The following is a 23,001-nucleotide window of genomic DNA, read 5'->3' on the forward strand; positions in this document are numbered from 1 at the left end:
CGGGCGATTAGTTTACTTTATCCTCAATCGGATGTCTTTCTACTAAAGGGGCATTTTCCAGATCCGGCGCTTGTTGCGCGCGTTCAACTAATGGCTGAGGGATAGAACGTTTGATCTCAACCCCCAGCTGTTTGAAGCTTTCCGCCTGACGAATGGCGTTACCACGCCCAGTCACCAGCTTATTCATCGCCCCTTGATAACTCTGGTTGGCTTTATCCAGCGCGCCACCTAGCCCTTCCATATCTTCTACGAATAAACGCAACTTATCGTACAACTTGCTAGCACGTTCGGCGATCACCTGCGCATTTTGGTTCTGCCGTTCGTTGCGCCATAAATTATCAATGGTGCGCAGTGCCACCAGTAAAGTGGTGGGGCTGACCAAAATAATGTTCTGCTCCATCGCGTCTTTAACCAAGCTTGGGTCAGCTTGAATCGCGACTTGGAAAGCCGGCTCAACCGGAATAAACATCAGCACATAATCAAGACTCTGAATGCCTTTGAGTTGATGGTAATCTTTCTGCCCTAGCCCACGAATATGGTTACGCAACGCAAGTAAGTGCTCACGTAATGCACTATCTCGCTCGCTATCCGTTTCAGCATGGAAGTAACGCTCATACGCCACCAAGGCCATTTTTGAGTCGATCACCACCTGCTTGTTTTGCGGCAAATGGACAATCACATCTGGCTGATAACGCTTGCCCGCTTCGTTTTGTAAGCTGACTTGGGTTTGGTATTCATGCCCTTCGCGCAACCCAGATTCTGCCAACACGCGCGCTAGCACCACTTCACCCCAGTTGCCTTGCTGTTTGTTATCCCCTTTCAGTGCTTGCGTCAGGTTGAGTGCTTCTTTGGCCATCTGTTCATTGAGACGCTGCAAGTTACGCAGTTCATGCACTAAGGTGTGACGCTCTTTGGCTTCGTGGTTAAAGCTATCATTGACCTGCTTTTTAAAGCCTTCGAGCTGCTCTTTGAGTGGGCTGAGCAAACCATCTAAACTCTGGCGGTTTTGCACATCCACTGTCGCGGTTTTGTGCTCAAACACTTGATTGGCCAAATGCTCAAATTGCTGTTTTAGGCGATCTTCGGCTCGTTCAAGCAGTTGCAATTTTTCTTGGCTCGCCACCAACTGCTGCTGATGACGCGCTTCTTGTTCACGCAATTGGCTTTCTAACTCGGCTTTTGCCGCGCGTACTTGGTTTAGCTCATCGGCGTATTGCTGGCGCTCTTGTTTTACCGCCTCAAAGTAACGCAGCTTTTCCAGCACCGCCATTAACTTGCCGTGTGATTGCTTGAGTTCAAATTCGTTTTTGTCACGTAAGGCATCTAGCTCATCCAACTCTTGCTGAGCAGTGGTGAGCTGCTCATTAAGTTGCTGAATTTGCTGCACATGCCAGTGGCTTTGCTGCTCAAGTTGTTGCTCAAGCAATTGAGTTTTCAGTTGATAGCGCAGCTTGACCCACCAACCGATCGCCGCCCCGGTGGCACCAGCACTCACTAACGCCGACCACAAGGCGCTTTGATTTTCAAAAATCCATTGCATGTTGAACACTTACTGTGATTTATCTCGATCAAAATGGTATTTCGACACTGGATAAATGTCCAGTTTGTTGCGCGTTTATTCTCCCCTAGACTAGCCACAAATCGGAATAAGAGAAATTCAGGATGAATGAGAAACGCGCGTTGGGTTTGGGCTTGGCTTCGGTGCTGTTGTGGTCAACGGTCGCGACTGCTTTTAAATTAACACTGGCCGAGTTGAACCCGCTGCAAATGGTGACGGTGGCGAGCATTGTCTCTGCACTGGCTTTACTGGTGATTTGTGCTGCGATGGGCAAGCTTAAGCTGATCGTCCCCACTTTGCTGGCCAATCCGTTTTACTACCTGCTGCTTGGGCTGATTAACCCACTCGCCTATTACCTGATTTTGTTTAAAGCCTATTCGCTGCTGCCCGCGTCACAAGCACAAGCCATCAACTACAGTTGGGCGATCACCCTCACCTTGATGGCGGCGCTGTTTCTCGGCCAACGGATTCGTAAACAAGATTGGATCGCTTGTGTCATGAGTTACCTTGGCGTGGTGGTGATTGCCACAAAAGGCGATCTGCTCGGTCTGCAATTTGAAAGCCCACTCGGGGTTGGGCTCGCACTACTGTCGACTCTGCTGTGGGCGGGATATTGGATTCTCAACACCAAAAATAAAGCTGACCCGATCGTTGGGGTGTTACTCGGCTTTCTGCTCGCCATCCCGTTTGCACTGGCGCTGTGTTGGTACGAAAACCTCAATTGGCAAGGCATCACCACCCAAGGTTGGTTAGCGGTTACTTACGTGGGACTGTTTGAAATGGGCATCACGTTTGTACTTTGGCTCAGCGCGCTGAAAAATACCCAGAACACCGCACGCATCAGTAACCTGATTTTTGCTTCGCCTTTTATTTCGTTGTTTCTGCTCGCGACCATCATTGGTGAAGCGATCCACCCAACCACCTTGATCGGTTTAGTGCTGATTATTGCCGGTTTGATCGTGCAGCAATGGAAAGGTAAAGCCAACGGTGCATCTGCCACACAAACCGAATCACTGTAAAACCTGCAGAACAATCAAAATTGATTACACTTTAAGCACAAGGCTAGTGTTTAGGAGGTGATGATGAATCGCCGTAATCAATCCGTGATCAACGAAGAAGTGACGTTTCCCAACGATGTCGAACTGGTCTCCACCACCGACACTCGTGGGATTATCACCTACGCCAATGAAGCATTCTGTCAGGTCGCGGGGTATACCGCTGAAGAGTTACAGCATAAAAATCACAACATTATTCGTCATCCTGATATGCCCAAGGCAGCCTTTCAAGATTTGTGGGATCACCTGAAACTCAAACACGCTTGGCGCGGCGCGGTGAAAAACCGCTGTAAAGATGGCCGCTACTATTGGGTTGATGCGTTTGTTACACCAATCTATGAAAAAGGTCAGCTGGTTGGCTATCAATCTGTACGTCGTCAATTAGACCCCAAGGTGCGAGAGCGTGCCGAAAAAGCTTATCGCGCAATTCAACATGGCCAACGCATTACGCCAAGGCTGCAACTCTCGGCAACCCATAAGCTACTTATTTCATTACTGGTTACTGGGGCTCTCGCGCTGGCTTCTATTTTCTATTCCCCATACTGGTGTTTATTGCTTCCCGCGTTTTATTTTCTGCTTTTTTATGGTGAGGTGATTAACCTGCCTCATTTTAATGATCGACTGCGCCAACAATACGATAGTGTGTCACGTTGGGTTTATTGCAATACGCCCAGCAACCAAGCGGAGTTTCATCTGTTAATGGATGAAGGGCGCAACCGCACGATTTTAGGTCGAGTGCTGGATGCCAGCCGAGCACTGCGCGATAAAGTGAAAGAGCTAGAACAGATCTCACACAGCTCAAGCCAAAGTGTCGAAGTGCAAAATGGAGAACTTGAAACCATCTCCACTGCGGTGGAAGAAATGGTCGCCACCATCGCCGAAGTCGCGCGCAACAGCAGTCACTCTTCAGAGCAAGTGCACCAAGCGACTCAACTTTGCCACCATGCCGCCAAACAAATCGATAATACCGAACAGCAAGTGGCTCATTTGGTAAAAGAGGTTGAGACTTCCTCAGCCAATACTGAAGTGATGGCTGAGAAAATTGCCGCGATTGGGCAAGTGATGAACGAGATTCTTGGCGTTGCTGATCAAACCAATTTATTGGCACTCAACGCGGCAATTGAGGCCGCTCGCGCGGGAGAACAAGGCAGAGGGTTTGCCGTGGTCGCCGATGAAGTGCGCGCCTTAAGCCAGCGCACTCACAAAGCGACAGAAGGGATCCAAGTCTCGATGCAAGAAATTCTGGATGCGCTGCAACAACTCAAAAACACGATGAACAGCGGCACACAACTCGCTAATGCCTGCATTCATACTACGCAGGAAACCCGTTCAGAAATCCAAGCCCTGAATCAGGCGATCAGCAGTATTGATGATGCAGCAACCCAAATCTCCACCGCCGCAGAACAGCAAAGTATTGTCGCTAAAGAGATCAATCAGAACCTGCTCAACATTAAAGATGCTTCGATTCGTACACTGCAAGACGCTCAATCCGTTGCGGATTTGGCATTGGATGTGAAAAGTAAAGCCGATGCCATGTCAGCGCTCGGCTTGTCATTTAAATCTTAGGATTATGTGCAGCGACAATAAAGTTTGTACACTAGATCCTTGCTTGGAACAATAAAGTTTGTACACTAACTTGATCCGGGGGAGTGGTTATCAGCCGGTTCATCAAGCTCGTCTTGGGGAGTGTCCTGATCTACACCCTCAAGCTCCCTGAGAATTTTTTCAGCTTTATCTTTTGCTGCTTCAACCACCTCAGGTTTCTCCTGCTGGAGAAGTTCTTCCAATGTTCTAGCCATAGAATCACCTTTTGATCGTTTTTTGTTCAGATGGGCGTTTCCGCTATTGTAGCAGTGCGATGATTCCTACGAAATCAGGGGGTCCAACGCTTTCGCAGCCGCCTTTAGGCGCGCTTCACGTTCTCTGCGATAAGCTTGCGGTCCTCCTGCGGCAGTAATAGCCCTACTTTTCTCAATTCTGTCTCGCACAAACCGCTCACCATCGGTTACTTTCAATCGCCTTTGATGTAATTCAACATCTGATTCCAGACTATCCAGTGATTTATCGCATTGATTCTCTGCCGATGATAAATATCCACCTGTGCAACTGATAATACCAGCCGCTGGGCAAGACCTGAAATCGTCGACGTTGTGTCTTAAGCAGTCTACACATTTTCTACTAGTAGATTTAATTACCCAGTGTCCTTTACCAAAATGGTGAATAGCCATGATCTCAAGATCTTTAATGCAATGCTCAATTAATGAGTGATAATTATTACTCAATTCATATTCATAAGCTTCCTCAAGGTGACTTTGTAACGAATCCCTTTTCCTTTTTTTAAACAGGAGGTCTCTCTGGATTTTGGAGAGAAAACCATAATCAGCAATTGAAGAGCAACCTGTTGGGTAATAATCAGAACTACTCATAAAGTATTCGACCAGCCCCCTTTTGGCGCAAGGAGAGAAGCTTAGCATTCGGTTATATCTTGTTAAATCTGACTCCTCGATTTTATGATGTTCATCCTCCAGCAACACCTCTTCTGAAACCACATCTAAAATTTCATGCCAATCAGCCAGAAAAACAAACTTCAATGTGTTTTTAATTTTTGAAAGAGATAAGCTTTCCTTAACTTTGAGTAGAGGTGTCGCATGAATTTCACAGAAGGCTTCGTACAACCAATCCAACTTAAAATACGAGAACCCCCTTTCGTGAAGTTGTGTTTCTATGCAGGCTCTACAGAAACGTAATGGTACTCTGCTTCCGCAAAAGGTTTTCTTCTTATGAGGGAAAAAGGTTTCCTGGAATAGGCTTATATGTGAAAATCTTCCATCAAATAAGCTGTAATTATTATTTGCATAATACTGGTTTTCAAAGAGATCCAAGAGTATGGAAGCATCAAATGCATCGAATTCCTGTTTCACCTCGTATGGAACAGACGGATTACTCCCCCATCCTCCATGAGTTATAAGGGTTGTAAAATCGCTCCAGCCAACACGAAGCATCATCCTATGAATAAAGCTCTGAAGCGACTCATCCGATTGGGGACATATACCACTAGCCTGATTCATTAATTAATCAATTTATTGACTCGTTTGAGATGTTTCTAAAAACGAAAGGAACCCAAGCTACTGTTAGCTTATCTACTACCAATAGCATCTAAATGCGTAGGGTCGGAATAAGCCTGATAATTGGGTTTGCATGATGCATAAAACGCAAGTTTCTCACGATGCAAACCCTTTCAAAAAAGTTAAGGTAGTAAAGGAAGACCCAATTCTGCTAAGTATTGGTTGTACCGTTCTTTTGCCGCACCAATTTGCTTCTCCACAACGAGCAAGTCAGTGTGTACAGCTGCCAGGTCGATCTCTTCCTCGGCTTGCACCGTGCTCACATAGCGCGAGATGTTCAGGTTGAAATCGTTCTTTTCGATCTCATCCATGCTAACCCGGCGCGAGTAGCGAGGCTCTTCCTTTCGATACCGATAGGTATCGATGATCTTTTCAATATGCCCGATTCCACCATCCGTCATCTCGTCCGTCCTGAGCAACTGGTTCTGGCGTTTACCCTTCTCATAATGCTCGGCGGCGTTGATGAACAACACATCGTCTGGCTTCTTGCACTTCTTAAGCACCAAGATGCACACCGGGATGCCTGTGGAGAAGAACAGGTTCGCGGGCAGGCCAATCACCGTATCGATGTGTCCGTCTTTCAGCAACTTGGTACGGATACGCGCTTCGGTACCTCCTCGGAACAGCACACCATGGGGCAGGATGATCGCCATCACACCGTCTTGCTTCAGGAAATGGAAGCCATGTAGCAGGAAGGCAAAGTCAGCGGCGGACTTTGGTGCCAGGCCGTAATTCTTGAAGCGCACGTCTTCGCCAAGCGCCTCACTCGGCTCCCAGCGATAGCTAAACGGCGGGTTAGCCACCACAGCGTCGAACCTCGGCATCTTAGCCGGATTGGTCTCGCGCAACATGTCCCACTCGTTGAATAGAGTGTCGCCGTGGAAGATATCGAACTCCGAGTCCTTCACACCGTGCAGCAGCATGTTCATGCGCGCCAGGTTGTAGGTGGTGATGTTCTTCTCTTGCCCGTGAATCTTGCCGATGCCGTGCGGCCCCATCAGGCGGCGCACGTTTAGCAGCAAGGAGCCTGAGCCGCAGGCAAAGTCGAAAACACTATCCAGATGCGAGCGCTTGCCCGTGGCAGGCTCCTGACTGTCCAGCGTGACGATGGCCGACAAGATGTCTGAAATACGCTGCGGCGTGTAGAACTCGCCGGCCTTTTTGCCCGAACCTGCTGCAAACTGGCCGATCAGGTACTCATAGGCATCGCCAAGAGTGTCGCTATCGGTAGAGAACTGCACCAGCCCCTTGGCGATCTCTGCGATGATCTTGCACAGGCGGGCGTTGCGCTCGATGTAGGTCTTGCCCAGCTTGTCAGACGCCAGATTGATCTCCGAGAACAGGCCCCGGAAGGTGCTGGCGAAGGACTCTTCCTCAATGTACTTGAACCCCTTTTGTAAGGTACGCAGCAGCTCGTCATCCTGTTTGCGCGCCATTTCGGCGATATTACCCCACAGATACTGGGGTTCGATCACGTAATGCACCTTGCGGCGCATCTGCTTCTCGAATTCTGGCACATCTTCGTAGTTGCTTTCGTACCAAAGCTGCAGTGGCGTGGAGACCGAACCGTCAATCTGTCGCGGGTAGTCTGACCCCAACTCCTTCTGAGCTGCCGCCTCGTAGTTGTCCGACAGATAGCGAAGGAAGAGGAAGGCCAGCATGTAATCGCGGAAATCGTCCGCGTTCATAGCGCCACGCAGTTTATCGGCGATGGCCCAGAGGATTTTGCCCAGTTTTTGTTTTTCGAATTCAGTCATTGTGTACCTGCTGTTGCGGCCTCAGGAACTTGAGGGAACAAATCGGGATTGAAGGGATAGCGATTCAGGAACTCGTTCAGGATCTTCTTGAAGTAAGCCTTGTTCTCATCGAGCATCTGCTGCGGCTCATACAACGAATAGTTGCCGTGACTTAGGATGTTGATCAGGCGCGCATGCAAAATGCCGTCCGGGTCGTCATCGTCTTGCTTGATGCAAACCGAAAAGTTTTTGTGGCCGTGGAAACTCGCCGTCTTCTCAAGAATCGTGCGCAGCATATTGAAATGGTGCGTGAACAAACGATCTTCCTGCGCGGCCTGATACAGTTCAGCCAAAGCAGCAACATGGTGAAAAAAGGGCGTATCGCCCTCTTCGGGTCGCAGCAGATAGCCGCCGTTGGCCGAGTGCTTGTTGACCACATAGCGGCGCGCCTTACCCAGTTCATTGCAGAGCACATTGAAAAACAAGGTGTGGTGCGTGGAAATCACTGTCTTGAGCCGGTTGTCCTGCCGCTTGAGCAACTGCGCCAAGTGATTGGCGACAGCAATGGCGTTGTGTTCATCCAGCGACGAAATCGGATCGTCGATATACAAGTACTTCACCCACTGGTAAGCCTCGATATCGGCGTCCATCGCTAGTTCTACCACGGCCAAAAAGAAACACCAGATGAAGATGTTTTCCTCGCCGCGTGACACCTTGATGTTGTCGACGGGCTGACCATCCACTAAGCGCGAAAAGCGTACCGCCCACTCTGTGCCCTCGGTATCGATACGGAAGTCAAAATCCGCGTAACGCCGCAACAATGGGCGGATACGGTTGTCCATCTCCAGATCGAACAGCCCCTGAAAAAAACGCGAGTCCCTATTGAGCAGCAAACGCCGGTCCTCATCGCCTACCAGATCATTGTTCCAGTGGAATAGGTCTTCGGTGAAGGCGTTGAAATACAGGGTATCGCGGGCCTCGGCCTGCTTGCCCATGTCCTTAAAGGTCATGGATAGCCGCGTCTTGCCCGTACCGTTGTAGGCATAGAGTAGGATGGCTTTCTTGTTCTCCAGATCACCACGCAAATGAGCAGCCAGCCTTAAAAGGTCAGCGAAGGTCTGACCAGGCTTCATGATGAAACCTCACCAAGGAAGGGGAAAAGTTGCTGCGTTAGGCCATTTTTATTGGATATTAATGTCTCGATTTTCTGGACTTGTGCATTTATGACATTGTCGACGGAGGTTAGGCAGGCGGTAATCTTCTGCTGCTCTGCAGGGTTTAACGGATAGGAGAAAGAAAGCTCACGAATCAGACCTTGGCTCAGATTTTCCTGCCCACCGCTATTACTCAGTTGCCGAATTTCATCATATCGACTTGCCAAATTTAAAAACACAAAGTTAGGATCGATTTCTTTTCGAGGCAGTATAGCAGCACATGCCTGATTGGTTGCTGCTTCAATACCGAGTAATGCCACTTGACCTCGGGTCTTTCCTTGCCCATACATCGCAATGAGAACCGTGCCTCGAGGGAAAAGTTTTGCTGCGGAATTCTTTAATCCCGCCTCACTGATAAACTCATCCGCATGGGTAATGATGCCAAAATTAACCAATGAAGTTGTGATCCAAGGAATATAACCATCCCAGTATTCCTTTGTTGAACGACTTGGTGTGCCGCCTGAGGTTGTATCGAAAATATTTCCAAGTAAGTCAGATTCCCACACATCATTATCTCGAAACTCTGGAAAACGTAGTCGTGGAACAGTTTCGCCTTCGCGGGGGAACAACTGCTGCATCAAGCCCTTTTTGTGGGTCTTAAGGGTGCCGAGCTTTTGGATTTCTGCTGCGATCAGAGCATCAAGCGAAGACAAGCAGTCGGCGATTTTTTGTTGTTCTGCATGGCTTGGTACTGGAATTGCCACGCTATAAAAAGCTTCCTTACTGATATTGAGCAGTCCATTGCTCCTTGCTCCGCTTGTGATGTGCTTTCTCAGCTGGATGCCGTGCGTATTCCGCTCAAAGCATTGGCGATAAAAGCCATTCTCGTATCCATTTTTCAAGCGAAAGCAGATAAAAACATTAGGTGCTGCAACTTCACCCCAACCTTGAAGATCGTATACGCAACCTTGTGGGAACTTGAGAGAGTTCCCCTTGTTATAAACAAAGTCACCATCACGCACTACGGTATATAGCTTGTATTGGCTCCCGGAAATATCCCGTCCAAATTTCTCTGCCTGTGGTACAAAACCAATTCCGGCAGAGATACTCACTGGCGTGAGTTTTCGCTCGCCCACCCGTTCTTCAACCGGTTCAGATACTTCGCCCAATGTAGGACTTTGCCACTCGGCTGTATTCTTGAACTCCGGAAACCGCAACCGTGGCACCAGCTGTTGTTTTTCATTACCACTCATGCCGCTTGCACCTGTGGTCGTGTCACGATGGCCTTAAACAAGTTCCCAGCCCGGTCGTCGATGAGTTCAATCTGCGGCCAAGCCCGAAGAGCGCGTAGCAATCCGCTGCCTAGTCCGCGATACGGCAGCAGCTTGGCGGCAAAGGACGCCAAAATCGGGTTGCGCATATTGGAGTTGCCCGCCTTGATGTTTTCGATGGTCAGGTTGTTAGGCAGATGGCCAGGACTGATGATCTCGACGCGATCGGCAAACACCATCACGCGCACCGGCGAACTGATGAAGTAGTCGCGGTGGATGAGAGCGTTGGCGACCAACTCCTCCCAGACAATGCGCGGAATCTCGGCCTGCCCCTGTGAGTTAAAACCCTGTTCACCCTGAGTGGCGCGGGTGTTGGCAACGATAAAGCCCAGTGTCTGCTGGAACACATCAGCCAGCTTGCCGGTGATATCGCGGCTGTCAATATAGCGCTGATCCTCGATGTCGATGCCGACAAAGGCCACCGCCTTGACGATGAAGGCAGGTAGCGCATACTGCGGTGCTTTGGCAAACAAGAGACTGCCCGCCACGTTGAGCAGCCCCTGGTTCATCAGGTTCATGTTGGTCAGGAGCTGCGGCAGCGGTTGCTTGTGCTGGGCCAGCGCCTCACCGAATTGCTGTTCGAAAAAGGTTTCAAAATAGGGCAGGTCCACATCGCCCGCGCCCAAGCCCGCCACGGGCGTCTCATCCGCATGCACGAGACCCGCCTGCTGGAACAGGCGCTGGATTTCTTCACGCGAGGTGGCGCGGCGCTTGTCCGAGCCGTTCTTTACCCAGATGACACCGTTCTTGTCCATGTAGGGTTTGCTGACGCCTTCCGCAACAGTGACCACCATCACGGTGCCATTGGGGTGCGGCACGTTTTCGGTGAGCGGGTTCACCGCAGGCCGCACGTTTTGTGAAGCGCTGTTCGAGATGAGCTGATTCAGGCGGTCGATGTCCGCGTGAGACAAGCCCAACACCGTGCCGTCGTTTTGCGCGCCAATGAAAATCTGCCCGCCAGCGGTATTGCTGAAGGCGACGATCTCCGCCGCCAGTGCGTCTGCATTAGTGAAGCTCTCTTTGAACTGATGGCGGCTGTCTTCGCCACGGCTTAACGCCTCGATCAGCTCTGTGGTTTCCATAAGTTATAAACCTCTTTGCGTCGGTTGAAGGCTTCCTGGCCTCCTTCCATGATGTTGATGATAGCGTCCTGCACCGGGCGAGCGTCGATACTGCCGCTTTGTACGGCGACTTGCTCGTCCTGATAGCGGCAGGCATGCACTTGCTCCGCATCACCCAGCACCGGAAAGTTGGCGTTGTGGGTAGCGAAGATGAATTGGGCGTGCGGTTTCATCTCGCGCAGCAGTTTGATCACATCGTCGTAGATGGTCTGGTTGTCCAGATCGTCTTCCGGCTGGTCGATGATGATCACGTCGTTCTGGCGCTGGCTGAGTACGTACAGCAGCAGCGCGGAAGCACGCTGCCCGAGCGAGTGGTGCTTGAGCTCCTTGCCGCGATAGCGGATGACGAAGCGGTTGGGCACCTGACAGGTGACGAACTCCACTAGGTTCTGCATGAAGGTCTTTTCGAAGACCTCCGGCGTGCTGCCCGCTTTTTTCAAGGCGTTTGGCAAATCACGCAGCAGGCCACCGAAATCGGCGTAATCCTCCATCACGGCGCGCAGGGTGGTTTCGCGGATGTTGCTGCCCTTGAAGAGCTGCTGCATGAAGCCGATGGCGGCTTCCTTGTCGCCCTTGAAGTCGGCTTCGATCTGCAGGGCGGTGTGGCCGGCGTTCACGCGATCCAGTTCGGCCTTGATGGCGCTGAACTCGCGCAGCCACAGCCCGTTGAGCTTGTCGATCTCGGCAAACAGCACATCGCGGATGCTGCTTTGCTGGGTTTCTTGCTTGGCCAGCGCCTCCAGCATTTGTTCCGCCTTGGTTTTGCGCTGCTGTTGAGTCAGGAAGTCATCCGGCTGGATTGCCGTCATGCCGGTCTGCTTGAGTTCCTGAGCCAGTTGACGTTCGACTTGGGCAAACTCTTCCTGAAGACTCTGGCGCGCGTCGTCGAACTCGCCTTGTTTGGCTTGAAGCCGTGCGGTAATGGCGCGAGCCTCCTGCTCAATTTTCTTGAGCTGATCGACCTTGGCAACGAGGTTGGCAAATTCGGCGTAATAAGCTGTGAAGAAGCCGGGATTCTGCTTGGAGACGTAGCTCGTGGCGTTACGCAGATCGTCCTCATGCTCGGAAATCAATTGCCCGAGGGCGATTACGAAGCTGTCTGCCCGATCCTTCATGCGGGTCAGCGCAGTGGCATCTTGCTGATAGCCAAGGCGCTTTTGTAGTTTGTCGGCAACCCCATACTCCTCAAACTTCTTCAGCCGGAAGTTGGCATCCGTGAGCTGGGACTCGTGATCACGCCTGAGTTCGGCGGTATTGCTGAGCTTGAGCCAGCGGCTTGCTGCATCACGCACATGTTGGCGTTGGGTTTCGATTTCGTCTCGCAGCATGCGCAGCTTTTCACCCACCAGCTTTTCCACCAGATCGGTCTCGAAACCTTCACCTGTGCTGGAAAGGTCTTTCTGCCCGAAGTAGATCGGGCGGCGCAGCACGGTCTCCCGGATCGACACACCGGGCTGCAACTTGCCGTCTAGGTAGACGTTCGGCGCTTCGCGGAAGATGCGGGAGATGGTGAATTCCTGTCCGTATACATCGCAGGCCGTCAGCGTCACCTTGCCGCCGCTGCCCAGGGTATGGCGGATCAGTTCATCCTTGTACTTGGTATCCTGCGCCTTCTCCCCGCGAGGAATATCGAGGGCGTAGCGCACTGCTTCCAGAATGGATGACTTGCCGCTACCCCGGATGCCGATCAGCGTGTTCAGTTCGGGCGAGAAATGCAGCGTTTTTCCGTCGAGGATGCCACCGTCGAAGTGAATACCGCGGATAAACGACCCCTGATGCTTGGGGGGCTCCATGGCGACGCGTGAAGCAGGATCGCTCAAGGCAAACTTGACAGCTTCAAAGGACAGCTCGCCCAATTTGAGGTAACAGGCTTTGCCCTGACCGATGTCCTCTATGCATTTGGCGTCGCAGCCTTCCAGTTCGGCGGGGTACCAGTCCCCTAGATGCTGCTGCGTTTTGGTCCGGCAGGGTTTGCTCTTCTCTTGCTGCTTGTTGTACGTGCGTACCTTCTGGAAGCCCAGCGTGCGGCGGCGGAAGAATTCGTTCTGGCCCAGCTCGGCAAGACGTCCCCCGTCCAGTTCGGCCCACAGCCCGCTCGGTGCTTCGACATGGGCAAAGACAAGGAAAAAGTCGCGATGATAGCTTTCCAGCTTCTTGATGGTTTCCAATAGCGACAGAGAGGAACGCCCGTTTTCCTGCTCGTACTGGGCAGGGACTTTTCCTTCAAACGCAACGCTCAGGAAGGGGTTAATATGGTCATGGCCATCGGCCAACCAGTCGTCGGAAAAAACAACCTGGGTGTGGATGCCATTGGCCCCGTCATTGACCGACAGCTCGACGCCGGGCAACAGCACAATATCCTTCTTCTGCGCTGTCTTGCGCAGCGCTTTGAACTCCTCGAAATCGAACTTGTTGTGATTGGTGATGACAGCCAGATGGATACCTGCTTTCTCCAGCGCGTCCACATAATTGCTGTTGTAGAAGTTGTCATCGCCTGTGTACTTGAACTCTCGATCCGCGCGGGTGTGCAGATGGAAGTCCGCACGAACCCACTGCGCCCCTTGTGCAAAGACGGTGCCCATTATCTCTCCTCCTCATAGGCAGCCAGACCGGCGATCTCTCGACCTTGGAGCTTGTGCAGCAGTGGCGTCAGATCTTCCATCAGGGCCAGCTCCTTCTGTGTGCGGGCTTTCCAGCCAAGTTCTAGCGGGGCCATCAGCTCCGAGAGGCGTTCGCCATCGAAAATGTGGCGGCGCAGAATATCATCGACAAATGCTTGCAGCGCTACCACATCCAGCCCGTGCTTTTCAGCCATAGTGGCCAGTTCCCGCGCTTTTTTCTCTGCTTTGAAACGCTCGAATCCGCTGCGGATTTGCTTTTCGTCCAGTGCTACGTTGACCGGCAGCCCTCGGATGTACTCGGCAATGTCCTCACGCTCATCGATAAACTTGGCGTCGGACTGGATCAGGCCGATGAGCTGCTCACGGTTCATGGTGAGCTTGCCGGGCTTCTGCTGAGTCAGCTTGGCAATGAGGCCCATGATGTAGTCGTAGTCGATCACACTTGAGGCGAAGAGTACGAATTCGAAATCAAGCTGCTGCACTTCAGGCGGGGTCTGGTCGCGATCCTGCTGTTCCTTCAGACGCTTGGCCGTTTCCAGGTACATACCCTTGAAGCCTTGCATCTTATCGGGTGGCGCAATCTGGGTGATCTGCGCCTTCTGCTCATCCGAAAGATCGGTGTATTGATCGAGCTGGGTATTGAGACGCTGCACTTCCTTGAACAGATTGACGAACTGCGCCCGTGCAGCATCACCTTTCAGGTTGGCTACTTCTTCCGGCGCATTGCCCACGCCTTGCGACTGCATGAAGTCAGCCAGCTTCTGGGTGGCGGTTTGCAGGTTGTCGATGACCTTGGGCGCAGGGTCTACCAGCCAGATTTCACGAGGGTTGTCGATTTTCTCCCCGGAGAACAGTGCAATCGCCTCTTCGACCGGCTTTTGCTGCTGACGGAAGTCGAGGATGTTGCCATAGGGCTTGCTGTCGTTCAGCACGCGATTGGTGCGCGAAAACGCCTGGATCAAGCCGTGATGCTTGAGGTTCTTATCCACGTACAAGGTATTAAGGTACTTGGAGTCGAAACCGGTTAGCAGCATGTCCACCACGATGGTGATGTCGACCTTTTGCGCGGCGGGGAGATCGCTGTTGGGATACTGCTGATCCTTGATGCGCTTTTGCACATCCTGGTAGTACAGGTCGAACTCGCTAATGCGATGGTTGGTGCCAAAGCGCGTGTTGTAATCGGTCACGATGCGCGTGAGTGCTGCCTTCTTGCCATCGGGGTCTTGCTGGTTATCTTCTTTCTCTTGCGGCAAGTCTTCCTGAATCTGTTGTACATCCTTGTTGCCCTCGGCAGGTGGAGAGAATACGCAGGCAACGTTCAGCGGGCGGAACTCCGAGTCTTGCTCGGTCTTTTGTTTTTGAATCTCCGCGAACAGTTCGAAGTACTCGATGGCATCGTTGATGCTGGCCGTTGCCAACACCGTGTTGAACTTGCGGCCATTGGTCGCCGCATCGTGTTTGGCGAGAATGGTTTCAATGACCTTGGGCTTGGCCACGCCTTCACCAGGTTTGGGAGGATTCTTGCCTTCGGGCTTGAAGTAATCCACGTGAAAGCGCAGGACGTTGCGATCCTCGATGGCGTGAGTAATGGTGTATTGATGCAGGCAACGCTGGAAGAGGTCGTCGGTTGTTCGGTAGCTGGCCTGCTGACCTTCGATTTGCTGGTAGCTGGCGTTTTTCTCGAAGATGGGTGTACCGGTAAAGCCAAAAAGCTGGGCGTTGGGGAAGAATTCCTTGATAGCTTTGTGGTTGTCACCGAATTGTGAACGGTGGCATTCATCAAAGATAAACACCATGCGCTGGTTGCGTAATGGCTCCAGCCGTTCCTTGTAGTTGCGCTTGTTGGCCCCATCCAGAGCCAGGCCCAGCTTCTGAATGGTGGTGACGATGACTTTATCGGCGTAGTCATCCGACAGTAGGCGGCGCACCAGGGTCTCGGTGTTGGTGTTCTCTTCGACGCAGCCTTCCTGAAAACGGTTGAATTCCTCGCGGGTCTGGCGGTCCAGGTCTTTGCGGTCCACCACAAACAGACACTTGTCGATGTCCGGGTTGTCCTTAAGCAGGGTGGATGCCTTGAAGGAGGTCAGCGTCTTGCCTGAACCCGTGGTGTGCCAGATGTAGCCGTTTCCGCAATTCTGATGGATGCAATCTACGATAGCTTTGACGGCATAGATTTGGTAGGGCCGCATCATCAAGAGCCTCTGCTCGCTGGCCACCAACACCATGTAGCGGCTGATCATTTGCCCCAAGGTACACTTGGCCAGGAACTTCTCGGCAAAACTATCGAGCAGAGTGATTTTCTTGTTGTCTTCGCTGGCGAACTGGTAAACCGGCAAGAAGCGCTCATCCGCGTTAAAGCTGAAGTGCCGTGCGTTGTTGTTGGCGAAGTACCAGGTATCGGTGCGGTTGCTGACGATGAAGAGCTGCAGGAAGCACAGCAGCGTTTTGCTGTAGCCATTGCCGGGATCGGCCTTGTAATCAACGATCTGCTGCATGGCCCGGCGTGGGCTGACTGCCAAGGTCTTCAGCTCGATTTGCACCACAGGCACACCGTTGATGAGCAGCATCACGTCGTAACGGTGATGGCTATTTTCAGTGTTAATACGCAACTGGTTGACGACCTCGAAGTCGTTTTTGCACCAGTCTCGGATGTTGACCAGGGTGTAGTTCAGCGGCGTGCCATCGTCGCGCTCGAAGCTGTTGATATTGCGAAGCCGCTGAGCAGCGCCGTAGACATCGGGCGTGATGATGCCGTCGAGCAAGCGTTGAAACTCGCTGTCTGTCAGGTGCACGCGGTTAAGCGCCTCGAATTTGGCCCGGAAGTTGGCTTCGAGCGTGGTGCGGTCGCGAATATCGGAGCGATAGGTGTACTTGAGGTCACCAAGCTTGGCGATCAGATCGAGTTCGATTTGTTGTTCTGTGGTCGTCATAAATCTTGCCTCAAATTCCCTACTGGCTATTCAACGGCCGCTACATATGCGGACAAAGCCGTACAAATCATGCTCGGTGCCCTCCTTGTTCACCAGAGTCTTCACCAGCGCCGCCTGCACGCACCCACTCGTCTACTTCGGACAACTGAAACTTCCACAACCGCCCCACACGATGTGCAGGCAGTCCTTTATGTTCTCTCCATCGATACACAGTGTCCTTAGCGATTCCCAAATGCTCGGCAACGTGCTCGGCAGTAACCCACTGTTCTGTGCTCATATCGGTAAGACTCTTTTTTGATATGCGAAAGTCGTCTAAAATCGTTTTGATTTTATCATCTATTTTGTTGAAGTGCATTTGTTACTTCTTCTGCCGGAAATATCATCCCAAAATCGTCGGAACAGACCAGAGATGTCATTGCTGCCCGACGAAGTGATAACGAGTGGTATCAATGACTTTGTATTCACGCTGTCAACAATTTGGATATCGCCCAGCTGGTTTGATCGGCTCCGGTAAAGCGGAATCCAGCCAGATAGGATCGTTGAGATATAACCAAAAGAAAGCCGCATTACACTGAGCTTTGCAATCCCTGCGAAGCGCTCCAGGATGCGATTTTAGATATTTGGCAATCTCAAGCCGACAACGCCGACGCTTGGACTCCCAATGACACCGCTTACGGTGTTCGACAAGTCCCGGCTGGCTGGAAATAACCTGCTCCACTGAGCCAATACCGATACCGCACCGCTCCGATATCGCCTTTCTGTGCATCCCGGCGTAGGCCAACCCAATGATCCTTTTTTGGCATTCCCCTGTCAGTTTCTTGGGTTTAAGCTTGAGTGGAATATCATTTAGTAGGGCAAGTCGCCTTAGGTAGCAGCGGCTTTTACCGGTAAGGCGATAAATCTCACTCAATGAGTATTGCTTTCGAAGTAGCTGTAAACACTGCTGCTCTGTACTAATTTCCCCTTCGAGACTTTTCAAAGATATTGGTTGTAGCGATGCTGCACAAAGATGCTTAGTAGAAAGCATTTTTTCCGGCTCTCTAAATAGCCAATAGGCAAACAAGAGGTGCCGAAATGGGTGGTGACTGGTGTGAGGATCCAAAAGCTGGGATAGGTATCGATAGTCATGGGGATGGCGAGGAAATGGGGTATCAGGGCCTGGACGGTAGTACTTTATATCAGCACAGAAGTCCTCCATTAAACTTTTACGCCTTACTCGATGATGAGCTGTAATAAACCCCAACTCAGACAGCTTCGAGCGGTAGGTTAATACAGTGTCAACACGGGGGATACCGCCCGTGACCAATTGAAGAAGCTTGAAGCCAAACCTGGCTACCTGAACCTCAGCATCAAAAGCAACTCGTGGCTGGTCGATGAGAGTGGGGAGTAATTCCGCAATGATCCGCTGTCGCCTAACCAGTTCCAGCTTCTCCAGGAGTACGGGATGAAATGCACAGGCCGTTACGCCAGGTATCTGGTGTGTCCGGTGCCAATAGGCAACACCGTACAGGCGCAAATCTTGTTGAGCACACACCGGGCACCATTTTAAGCAAAGCGAATTACCGCAACCAAATAAAGACAGCTGGCTTGCTCGATGTGCCTCTGCGCCATCACCTGCCAGCATTGATCGCTTAAGCCTATCAGCATAAGTCGGGAGAAAAAAAAGAAACAACGGTGCCAGCGTTTGCTGAAACAACATTACTTCAGCACTCTCAAGGCCCCATCCGGCCAGCTGCTCAAGCCTCGCTGTCAGAAAGGGATGGATGGACACCTTTCTTGATCCAAAAACCTTGCTAGCAAAGTTATCCCCTTTATCGCCTGAAACCGTAACATAGCGGATCAGGCGACTTAGTAGTAATTCATCGGGTAGGCTTACGGGCAATTTCATGCGGTACGCCCTTAAGACCTTTACGCGAAGACCTTCAGCGGATGTTCACAGAAAACGCCTTCTTGCCGCAACAGCTCCAGTGGCTTCTCCTCAGCCGCCGCATGCTGCATTAGATCAGGATTACCGATTCGCTCAAAAAGGTCATCCGCAGTTTGCAATATGGTAAGCGCATCGGCAAACTCAGGATGGTGAGGTCGACTCAGGTCACCGGGTATTGATTGAGGCACTCCCTCAATTGCCACCAATTCCGTCTTCTGTGTACGAGCCATATCTGTGCTGGCCGGAAGTGAAGTAATGTTCCGTTTTCTTTTCAACGCAGTAATTGAGCGTTCTCGCCTGATTTCATCGGTGACCGCCTTGGATGCCTTGATAGCAATACTTGCGGCATGTTCAAGCAACTCTCCTGTGATGCGTTCATCGCCACAACCTATGATATAACGCTGTGCTTCACGGAAGATTCGAACGGCCAGATCCATGTTGCCAACAGATAGCTCATAAAGCTTGTCGTTCAACTCTACAGTCAATGGAGTCCTTACGTTGGTCCATTGAAGCTCCCACAACTCCTCTATAAACAGTTCCCATACACCGTCGTTTTCCATCAGCACAACATCGAAGTAACCATTGCTTTCTGCCCGTCGTGCCGCTTTAAGCGTTCTACTGAGCAACTGATTGAACGGCGGGTTGGCACAGAACAGGATAGGAATACCGAGATTGTTAACCAGATTGTGGATGAAACCCAGCAGGCGGTCAGCACCACCGGTTTTTGCCAGATTCAGATTCTGCATCTCATCGATGACCAAGATCCCTAAAAAGCTGGATTTGATACGAGCTTCGATTTGGTCTAGCAGAAGAGGGATAGTTCCGGCTCGCTTAGTCGGCTCAAAGCCAAGCTTGCTATCCAATTCGGACAGAATCTTGTGGCACAGAGCTCTAACGCTGGAGTCATCCGGGCAATCTACTTTGATCCATACTACTTGGCGTAATGGTATCGAATGATTTTTATATTGCGAGTGCTCAATTGTGTCGGGGAAACATCCTAATATCTGTTCGAGCATGCAAGTTTTTCCAACACCGCTTTCACCTATTACCGTGATTCCGCATCCTTTTGGCTTGAAATATCCAGTTCTTGGTTCAATATTTGGACGACGATCTGTTGGATAGTGTAGGTAATTCATCGTCGTCGGTGAAAGCGGATTCTTGACCGAGTACCCCTCCTTTATTGCCATTTCCACCGCTCTAAAACAGTCCAGATAGATGGGTAATGGTTGCCGTAGATCTTTCAGTCTGGTCAGATACTCAACTCGTTCGAAGGGGGCGAGTTGAGTTTCCTCAAATGAGTGCGGTGGGTAAAAACTGAGCTTGTCTACAAGCTCCTCATCAGTATGCTTCGCTGGTAGCGCCTCAATTAATGGGTTACCTCGATGCTCGGGGAGAATCGCAGGCCGGTATTTTGCTTTCTCAAGTTTCACTATTAGAACCCCGCTCCCTCTTCAGCAACGACACGACCTTGCTGGCTCTATCAGCAGCTAATTTATCAACTGATGACTGATTTTCTGAAGGCTCCGTATAGTTACTATCATCACTGGAAATCCTGGCTTCCATTATGGCTTCTCGTCGCCGCTCTTCTATGCCGAGGGTTTTTTCTGCCTTTGTTTTGAGAGCAGGTTCTTTTTTAAGTTCTTCCCTAGCATTCGCCGTGATGGTTTTTCTTCGATTGTGCCTTTCAATGGATTTACTGGTCGGTTTAGAACGTTTTTTCGAAACCTTTTTCCAATCCTCAAAGTACAGTACATCTGCTCTATGGCGCTCCTCAAAGCTAGACGAGCGCGTCATCAGCGTACACCGAGTAAAACCTTCGCTTGGACGAAGGCGCACATAGATAAAGGAGGCGTTATCTTGGTCAATCCTGGCTTCCAGCTTCCAACGTCCATTCGAGCGAGCTATCACCTTCCAGTCTTCAAACTCTGCTCGGTCACATTCGTAATACATATCATCATTGAGGCGGATTCCTTTGCTGGTCATAGAAACCTGCTCAACGGGAAGCAGCCGGGCTCTGATATCTGCTTCATCCGCTTTATTTAATGCATGGCGGTGTCTTTTCAGATGTGTATTCCAGTAGTTTAGTGGCGTAGGGGGAAGCCCTGACTCCACTAGCAGAGGTGTTTGACCAGCCAGTCCATCAAAAATAGAGCTGTTGTGCTCTAAAACCTGATCAATGAGAAGCTTGGTTACCTCAGAAAGAGTCAAAGTGGCGTCCAACCTAGGATCGCGGTCTCCACGGATATAATGGCGCCCCTTCGTCGTCCCCATCAGCTCATGGACAAGCTTTTCGTTCAGAATTTGGAATCGGTGCTCGACGATACCTTTCAACTCTGCACGGTAGGGAGGAGCAATGCTCAGATGCCCTATCAATGGGACCGCAAGCTCTTCCGGCTTATTACAGATGAATTCCCCTCGGTCACACAGGAGGCGCTGGGGAATGTGATGACAGGGCCATTCCGATTCTTCAATTTCGATGCCAAAACGGGCACAATAAGCTTTCTTCGAGGTAAAGCTATTCACCAGTGCCTGCCTTCCTGCTCGCCAGGAAGCATACTCCATGGATACATGAAGGCCGACCATCATTCGGCTCTCTTTATCCACCACACAGTAAATTGTAGGACGCCCAAGCACATGGTTTCGGTTGAACTCTGAAACTATATGGACATCCAGAACTGTCGCGTCCAGCTCAAAACAGCTACCAGGCACTTCCGTATGATCCGTGGCCGCTCCTCGCAGACCTCTCCTGTTTCGTTCGAAGTCCCCAGCCGTCGTTTGCTTACGGATCAACTCGGCTTCAGGAATCAGCTTTTTAATCCAGTAACGAAATGACCTAAGGCTAGGGATCTCAGGCTCTCGATTTTCTTTTTCGGCTGATCGGAGTTCATCAGCATAGTACTCTTTAAGCATTTGTTCATATACACGACTTAGAGAAACCTTCTTTCCCTTTAGTCCATACTTTTTCATGCCTAGAAGAAATTTGGCCTTATCTTCTTCCGTTGTATTCACTCCCGAAGGGGCCACCATACTGGGTGTCGACAGTTGGATCGGTGCCCCTCTTTTCGCCTTACCGGACAACCGGGGTTTACCTGAGCCACCACAATGTTTGTATGCTGGCAGTAGAGCATTGATTTCTTGACCGTATCGCCAGTATTGATTTAGCGAGCGATAGATTTTTTGGACATAGACCTTTCGTTCCTTGGCATGACTAGCTACGGTTTTGCTACGCTGATTTAAAGCTACATCAAGCAAAAATTCCGGATTACTGATCAAATCATGTATCAATTCGAAGCGCTGATTCCGCTTATCCCTGTGAGCAGGGGAGATCTCTTCTTCAGATATTAGTTGGTAAAAAGGTATCGGATAACTGGATATTTTGCTATTTCCACACTTGGCAGACTCTAAAAATAGGGGAAGCTCTACTGGAACTGGCTTTTCCAGAGCTTTTCCATCATGCAGCCGAAAAAGAATCAAGAGGTCATCATTTGCATAGTGCTCAAGGACTCTGTACATACCGTCCTTAATGCCGTCAATTCTAGTGACCTGCCAAACACTGTTACGCTCAACTTGCATGATGCCGTACCACTTTAAAGTCTGTAACTTTGACGATATTCAAAATACCTGTATCAGCTATGGGCTTATCGAGATCAACATCAACCATCTTGGTCGCAATCAAGGTTTTTAACAGGACCAAAGCATCGTCATGCTCAATTTTAAATTCTCGAACAAACTCATCGCATATCTCCTCTGTCAACATGGTTCCGGGAGAAATCAGTGCTAAAGCGCTTTCGACTAAGTCAGTTGGAAATTTTCGGCCTTGCCGGACAGGAGCCGTTACCCATTGAATGTTTTTTGACTGGATTTGGTTTTGTTTGGTCATCACGAACAGATGGAACGGAACTCCCTGCAACTGCCACCAGTTACGCTCGATATCCAGTTTCTCCGCAATCCTTTTATCGGTCAGCTTCTCTGCAGGTTTGACACTCACGGCTTCATACCAGGTGTTCACCCCGTCAGATCGAGTCAGGACAAAGTCCGTGGTCATGACATTAGGCGACTTGGATCCAGGTACAATGGGATGATCCACCCCAAAGGTTTTGGCAATTTTTACCGATAGGTCTAGAGGTAAGAGAGGGAACTGCTCCCTGATATCTATGACGGAATCGCAAAACTCGGCAATGTAGAAAAAGCAACTTTCGTGTTCAGAAAGCATGTGATGCTCTCGGTTGACCTTGATGCCCTGAATCTTCCCGCTATTACCCCGAGAGCGAACATCTTGTACCCGAAGCCATGGCTTGTAGCTGTCGCCTTCGCCAAGACCGTATTTATTCTTTAATGCTCGCTGAAAATCAGCTAGTGCCTCTAACTTTCTACGTCGGCCCAAGGAACTTCACTCCATTACAGAAAACAGAATGCAGTATAGATCAGTGTACAAACTTTATT

At 50.6% G+C, this 23,001-nt stretch carries 16 protein-coding genes; 2 read left to right on the plus strand and 14 right to left on the minus strand.

What is annotated here, in order from left to right; all coding sequences use genetic code 11:
* Positions 1-7 precede the first annotated feature (7 nt).
* Entirely contained in the window at positions 8-1,540 is a 1,533-nt protein-coding gene (gene rmuC / locus MKA69_RS04180; RefSeq protein WP_305847550.1) for a DNA recombination protein RmuC, read from the minus strand.
* A gap of 122 nt (positions 1,541-1,662) precedes the next feature.
* Here rmuC and MKA69_RS04185 point away from each other — a divergent pair, with 122 nt between their 5' ends.
* Entirely contained in the window at positions 1,663-2,577 is a 915-nt protein-coding gene (locus MKA69_RS04185) for a DMT family transporter (RefSeq protein ID WP_055033091.1), read from the plus strand.
* Positions 2,578-2,640: 63 nt separating this feature from the next.
* Positions 2,641-4,179, plus strand: a complete 1,539-nt coding sequence (locus MKA69_RS04190) for a PAS domain-containing methyl-accepting chemotaxis protein (protein WP_055028132.1) — start codon at positions 2,641-2,643, stop codon at positions 4,177-4,179.
* A gap of 65 nt (positions 4,180-4,244) precedes the next feature.
* On the opposite strand, the gene MKA69_RS04195 is transcribed toward MKA69_RS04190, so the two are convergent.
* From MKA69_RS04195 to MKA69_RS04255, 13 genes are all read right to left on the minus strand, one after another.
* On the minus strand, positions 4,245-4,412 hold the full coding sequence (locus MKA69_RS04195) for a hypothetical protein (protein WP_305847551.1): 168 nt from the start codon (positions 4,410-4,412) through the stop codon (positions 4,245-4,247).
* 66 nt (positions 4,413-4,478) lie between these two features.
* Complete coding sequence (locus MKA69_RS04200; protein ID WP_305847552.1) at positions 4,479-5,681, minus strand: hypothetical protein; 1,203 nt, start codon at positions 5,679-5,681, stop codon at positions 4,479-4,481.
* Between the two features lie 179 nt (positions 5,682-5,860).
* Positions 5,861-7,495, minus strand: a complete 1,635-nt coding sequence (locus MKA69_RS04205; RefSeq protein WP_068814612.1) for a type I restriction-modification system subunit M — start codon at positions 7,493-7,495, stop codon at positions 5,861-5,863.
* On the minus strand, positions 7,492-8,607 hold the full coding sequence (locus tag MKA69_RS04210; RefSeq protein WP_305847553.1) for an AAA family ATPase: 1,116 nt from the start codon (positions 8,605-8,607) through the stop codon (positions 7,492-7,494). The genes MKA69_RS04205 and MKA69_RS04210 overlap by 4 nt, the downstream gene beginning before the upstream one ends.
* On the minus strand, positions 8,604-9,881 hold the full coding sequence (locus MKA69_RS04215; protein ID WP_305847554.1) for a restriction endonuclease subunit S: 1,278 nt from the start codon (positions 9,879-9,881) through the stop codon (positions 8,604-8,606). The genes MKA69_RS04210 and MKA69_RS04215 overlap by 4 nt, the downstream gene beginning before the upstream one ends.
* Positions 9,878-11,041, minus strand: coding sequence for an RNA-binding domain-containing protein (locus MKA69_RS04220; RefSeq protein ID WP_015056404.1), 1,164 nt, complete (start codon positions 11,039-11,041; stop codon positions 9,878-9,880). The genes MKA69_RS04215 and MKA69_RS04220 overlap by 4 nt, the downstream gene beginning before the upstream one ends.
* Entirely contained in the window at positions 11,023-13,662 is a 2,640-nt protein-coding gene (locus tag MKA69_RS04225) for a TrlF family AAA-like ATPase (protein WP_305847555.1), read from the minus strand. The genes MKA69_RS04220 and MKA69_RS04225 overlap by 19 nt, the downstream gene beginning before the upstream one ends.
* Positions 13,662-16,631 carry a type I restriction endonuclease subunit R gene (locus tag MKA69_RS04230; RefSeq protein ID WP_305847556.1) on the minus strand — a complete coding sequence of 990 codons (2,970 nt, stop codon included), beginning with the start codon at positions 16,629-16,631 and terminating at the stop codon, positions 13,662-13,664. The genes MKA69_RS04225 and MKA69_RS04230 overlap by 1 nt, the downstream gene beginning before the upstream one ends.
* Before the next feature lie 67 nt (positions 16,632-16,698).
* Complete coding sequence (locus MKA69_RS04235) at positions 16,699-16,908, minus strand: helix-turn-helix domain-containing protein (RefSeq protein WP_015058217.1); 210 nt, start codon at positions 16,906-16,908, stop codon at positions 16,699-16,701.
* Positions 16,909-17,100: 192 nt separating this feature from the next.
* The gene (locus MKA69_RS04240) at positions 17,101-18,519 is read right to left on the minus strand and encodes a TnsD family Tn7-like transposition protein (RefSeq protein WP_305847557.1); all 1,419 of its coding nucleotides are present in this window, start codon (positions 18,517-18,519) and stop codon (positions 17,101-17,103) included.
* A gap of 20 nt (positions 18,520-18,539) precedes the next feature.
* Positions 18,540-19,988 (minus strand): ATP-binding protein, encoded by a 1,449-nt coding sequence (locus MKA69_RS04245; RefSeq protein WP_305847558.1) that lies wholly within the window; start codon positions 19,986-19,988, stop codon positions 18,540-18,542.
* The gene (locus MKA69_RS04250; RefSeq protein WP_305847559.1) at positions 19,978-22,131 is read right to left on the minus strand and encodes a transposase; all 2,154 of its coding nucleotides are present in this window, start codon (positions 22,129-22,131) and stop codon (positions 19,978-19,980) included. The genes MKA69_RS04245 and MKA69_RS04250 overlap by 11 nt, the downstream gene beginning before the upstream one ends.
* Complete coding sequence (locus MKA69_RS04255; protein WP_068814602.1) at positions 22,121-22,942, minus strand: TnsA endonuclease N-terminal domain-containing protein; 822 nt, start codon at positions 22,940-22,942, stop codon at positions 22,121-22,123. Before MKA69_RS04255 ends, MKA69_RS04250 begins: the two co-directional genes overlap by 11 nt.
* Between the last annotated feature and the right edge of the window lie 59 nt (positions 22,943-23,001).

It is taken from the genome of Vibrio sp. AH4, assembly GCF_030710545.1.
Lineage (GTDB): Bacteria > Pseudomonadota > Gammaproteobacteria > Enterobacterales > Vibrionaceae > Vibrio > Vibrio metoecus.

Coding starts and splice junctions, on each gene's coding strand:
- rmuC (WP_305847550.1), bottom strand. CDS start 1,540: ATGCAATGGATTTTTGAAAATCAAAGCGCCTTGTGGTCGGCGTTAGTG.
- MKA69_RS04185 (WP_055033091.1), top strand. CDS start 1,663: ATGAATGAGAAACGCGCGTTGGGTTTGGGCTTGGCTTCGGTGCTGTTG.
- MKA69_RS04190 (WP_055028132.1), top strand. CDS start 2,641: ATGAATCGCCGTAATCAATCCGTGATCAACGAAGAAGTGACGTTTCCC.
- MKA69_RS04195 (WP_305847551.1), bottom strand. CDS start 4,412: ATGGCTAGAACATTGGAAGAACTTCTCCAGCAGGAGAAACCTGAGGTG.
- MKA69_RS04200 (WP_305847552.1), bottom strand. CDS start 5,681: ATGAATCAGGCTAGTGGTATATGTCCCCAATCGGATGAGTCGCTTCAG.
- MKA69_RS04205 (WP_068814612.1), bottom strand. CDS start 7,495: ATGACTGAATTCGAAAAACAAAAACTGGGCAAAATCCTCTGGGCCATC.
- MKA69_RS04210 (WP_305847553.1), bottom strand. CDS start 8,607: ATGAAGCCTGGTCAGACCTTCGCTGACCTTTTAAGGCTGGCTGCTCAT.
- MKA69_RS04215 (WP_305847554.1), bottom strand. CDS start 9,881: ATGAGTGGTAATGAAAAACAACAGCTGGTGCCACGGTTGCGGTTTCCG.
- MKA69_RS04220 (WP_015056404.1), bottom strand. CDS start 11,041: ATGGAAACCACAGAGCTGATCGAGGCGTTAAGCCGTGGCGAAGACAGC.
- MKA69_RS04225 (WP_305847555.1), bottom strand. CDS start 13,662: ATGGGCACCGTCTTTGCACAAGGGGCGCAGTGGGTTCGTGCGGACTTC.
- MKA69_RS04230 (WP_305847556.1), bottom strand. CDS start 16,631: ATGACGACCACAGAACAACAAATCGAACTCGATCTGATCGCCAAGCTT.
- MKA69_RS04235 (WP_015058217.1), bottom strand. CDS start 16,908: ATGAGCACAGAACAGTGGGTTACTGCCGAGCACGTTGCCGAGCATTTG.
- MKA69_RS04240 (WP_305847557.1), bottom strand. CDS start 18,519: ATGAAATTGCCCGTAAGCCTACCCGATGAATTACTACTAAGTCGCCTG.
- MKA69_RS04250 (WP_305847559.1), bottom strand. CDS start 22,131: ATGCAAGTTGAGCGTAACAGTGTTTGGCAGGTCACTAGAATTGACGGC.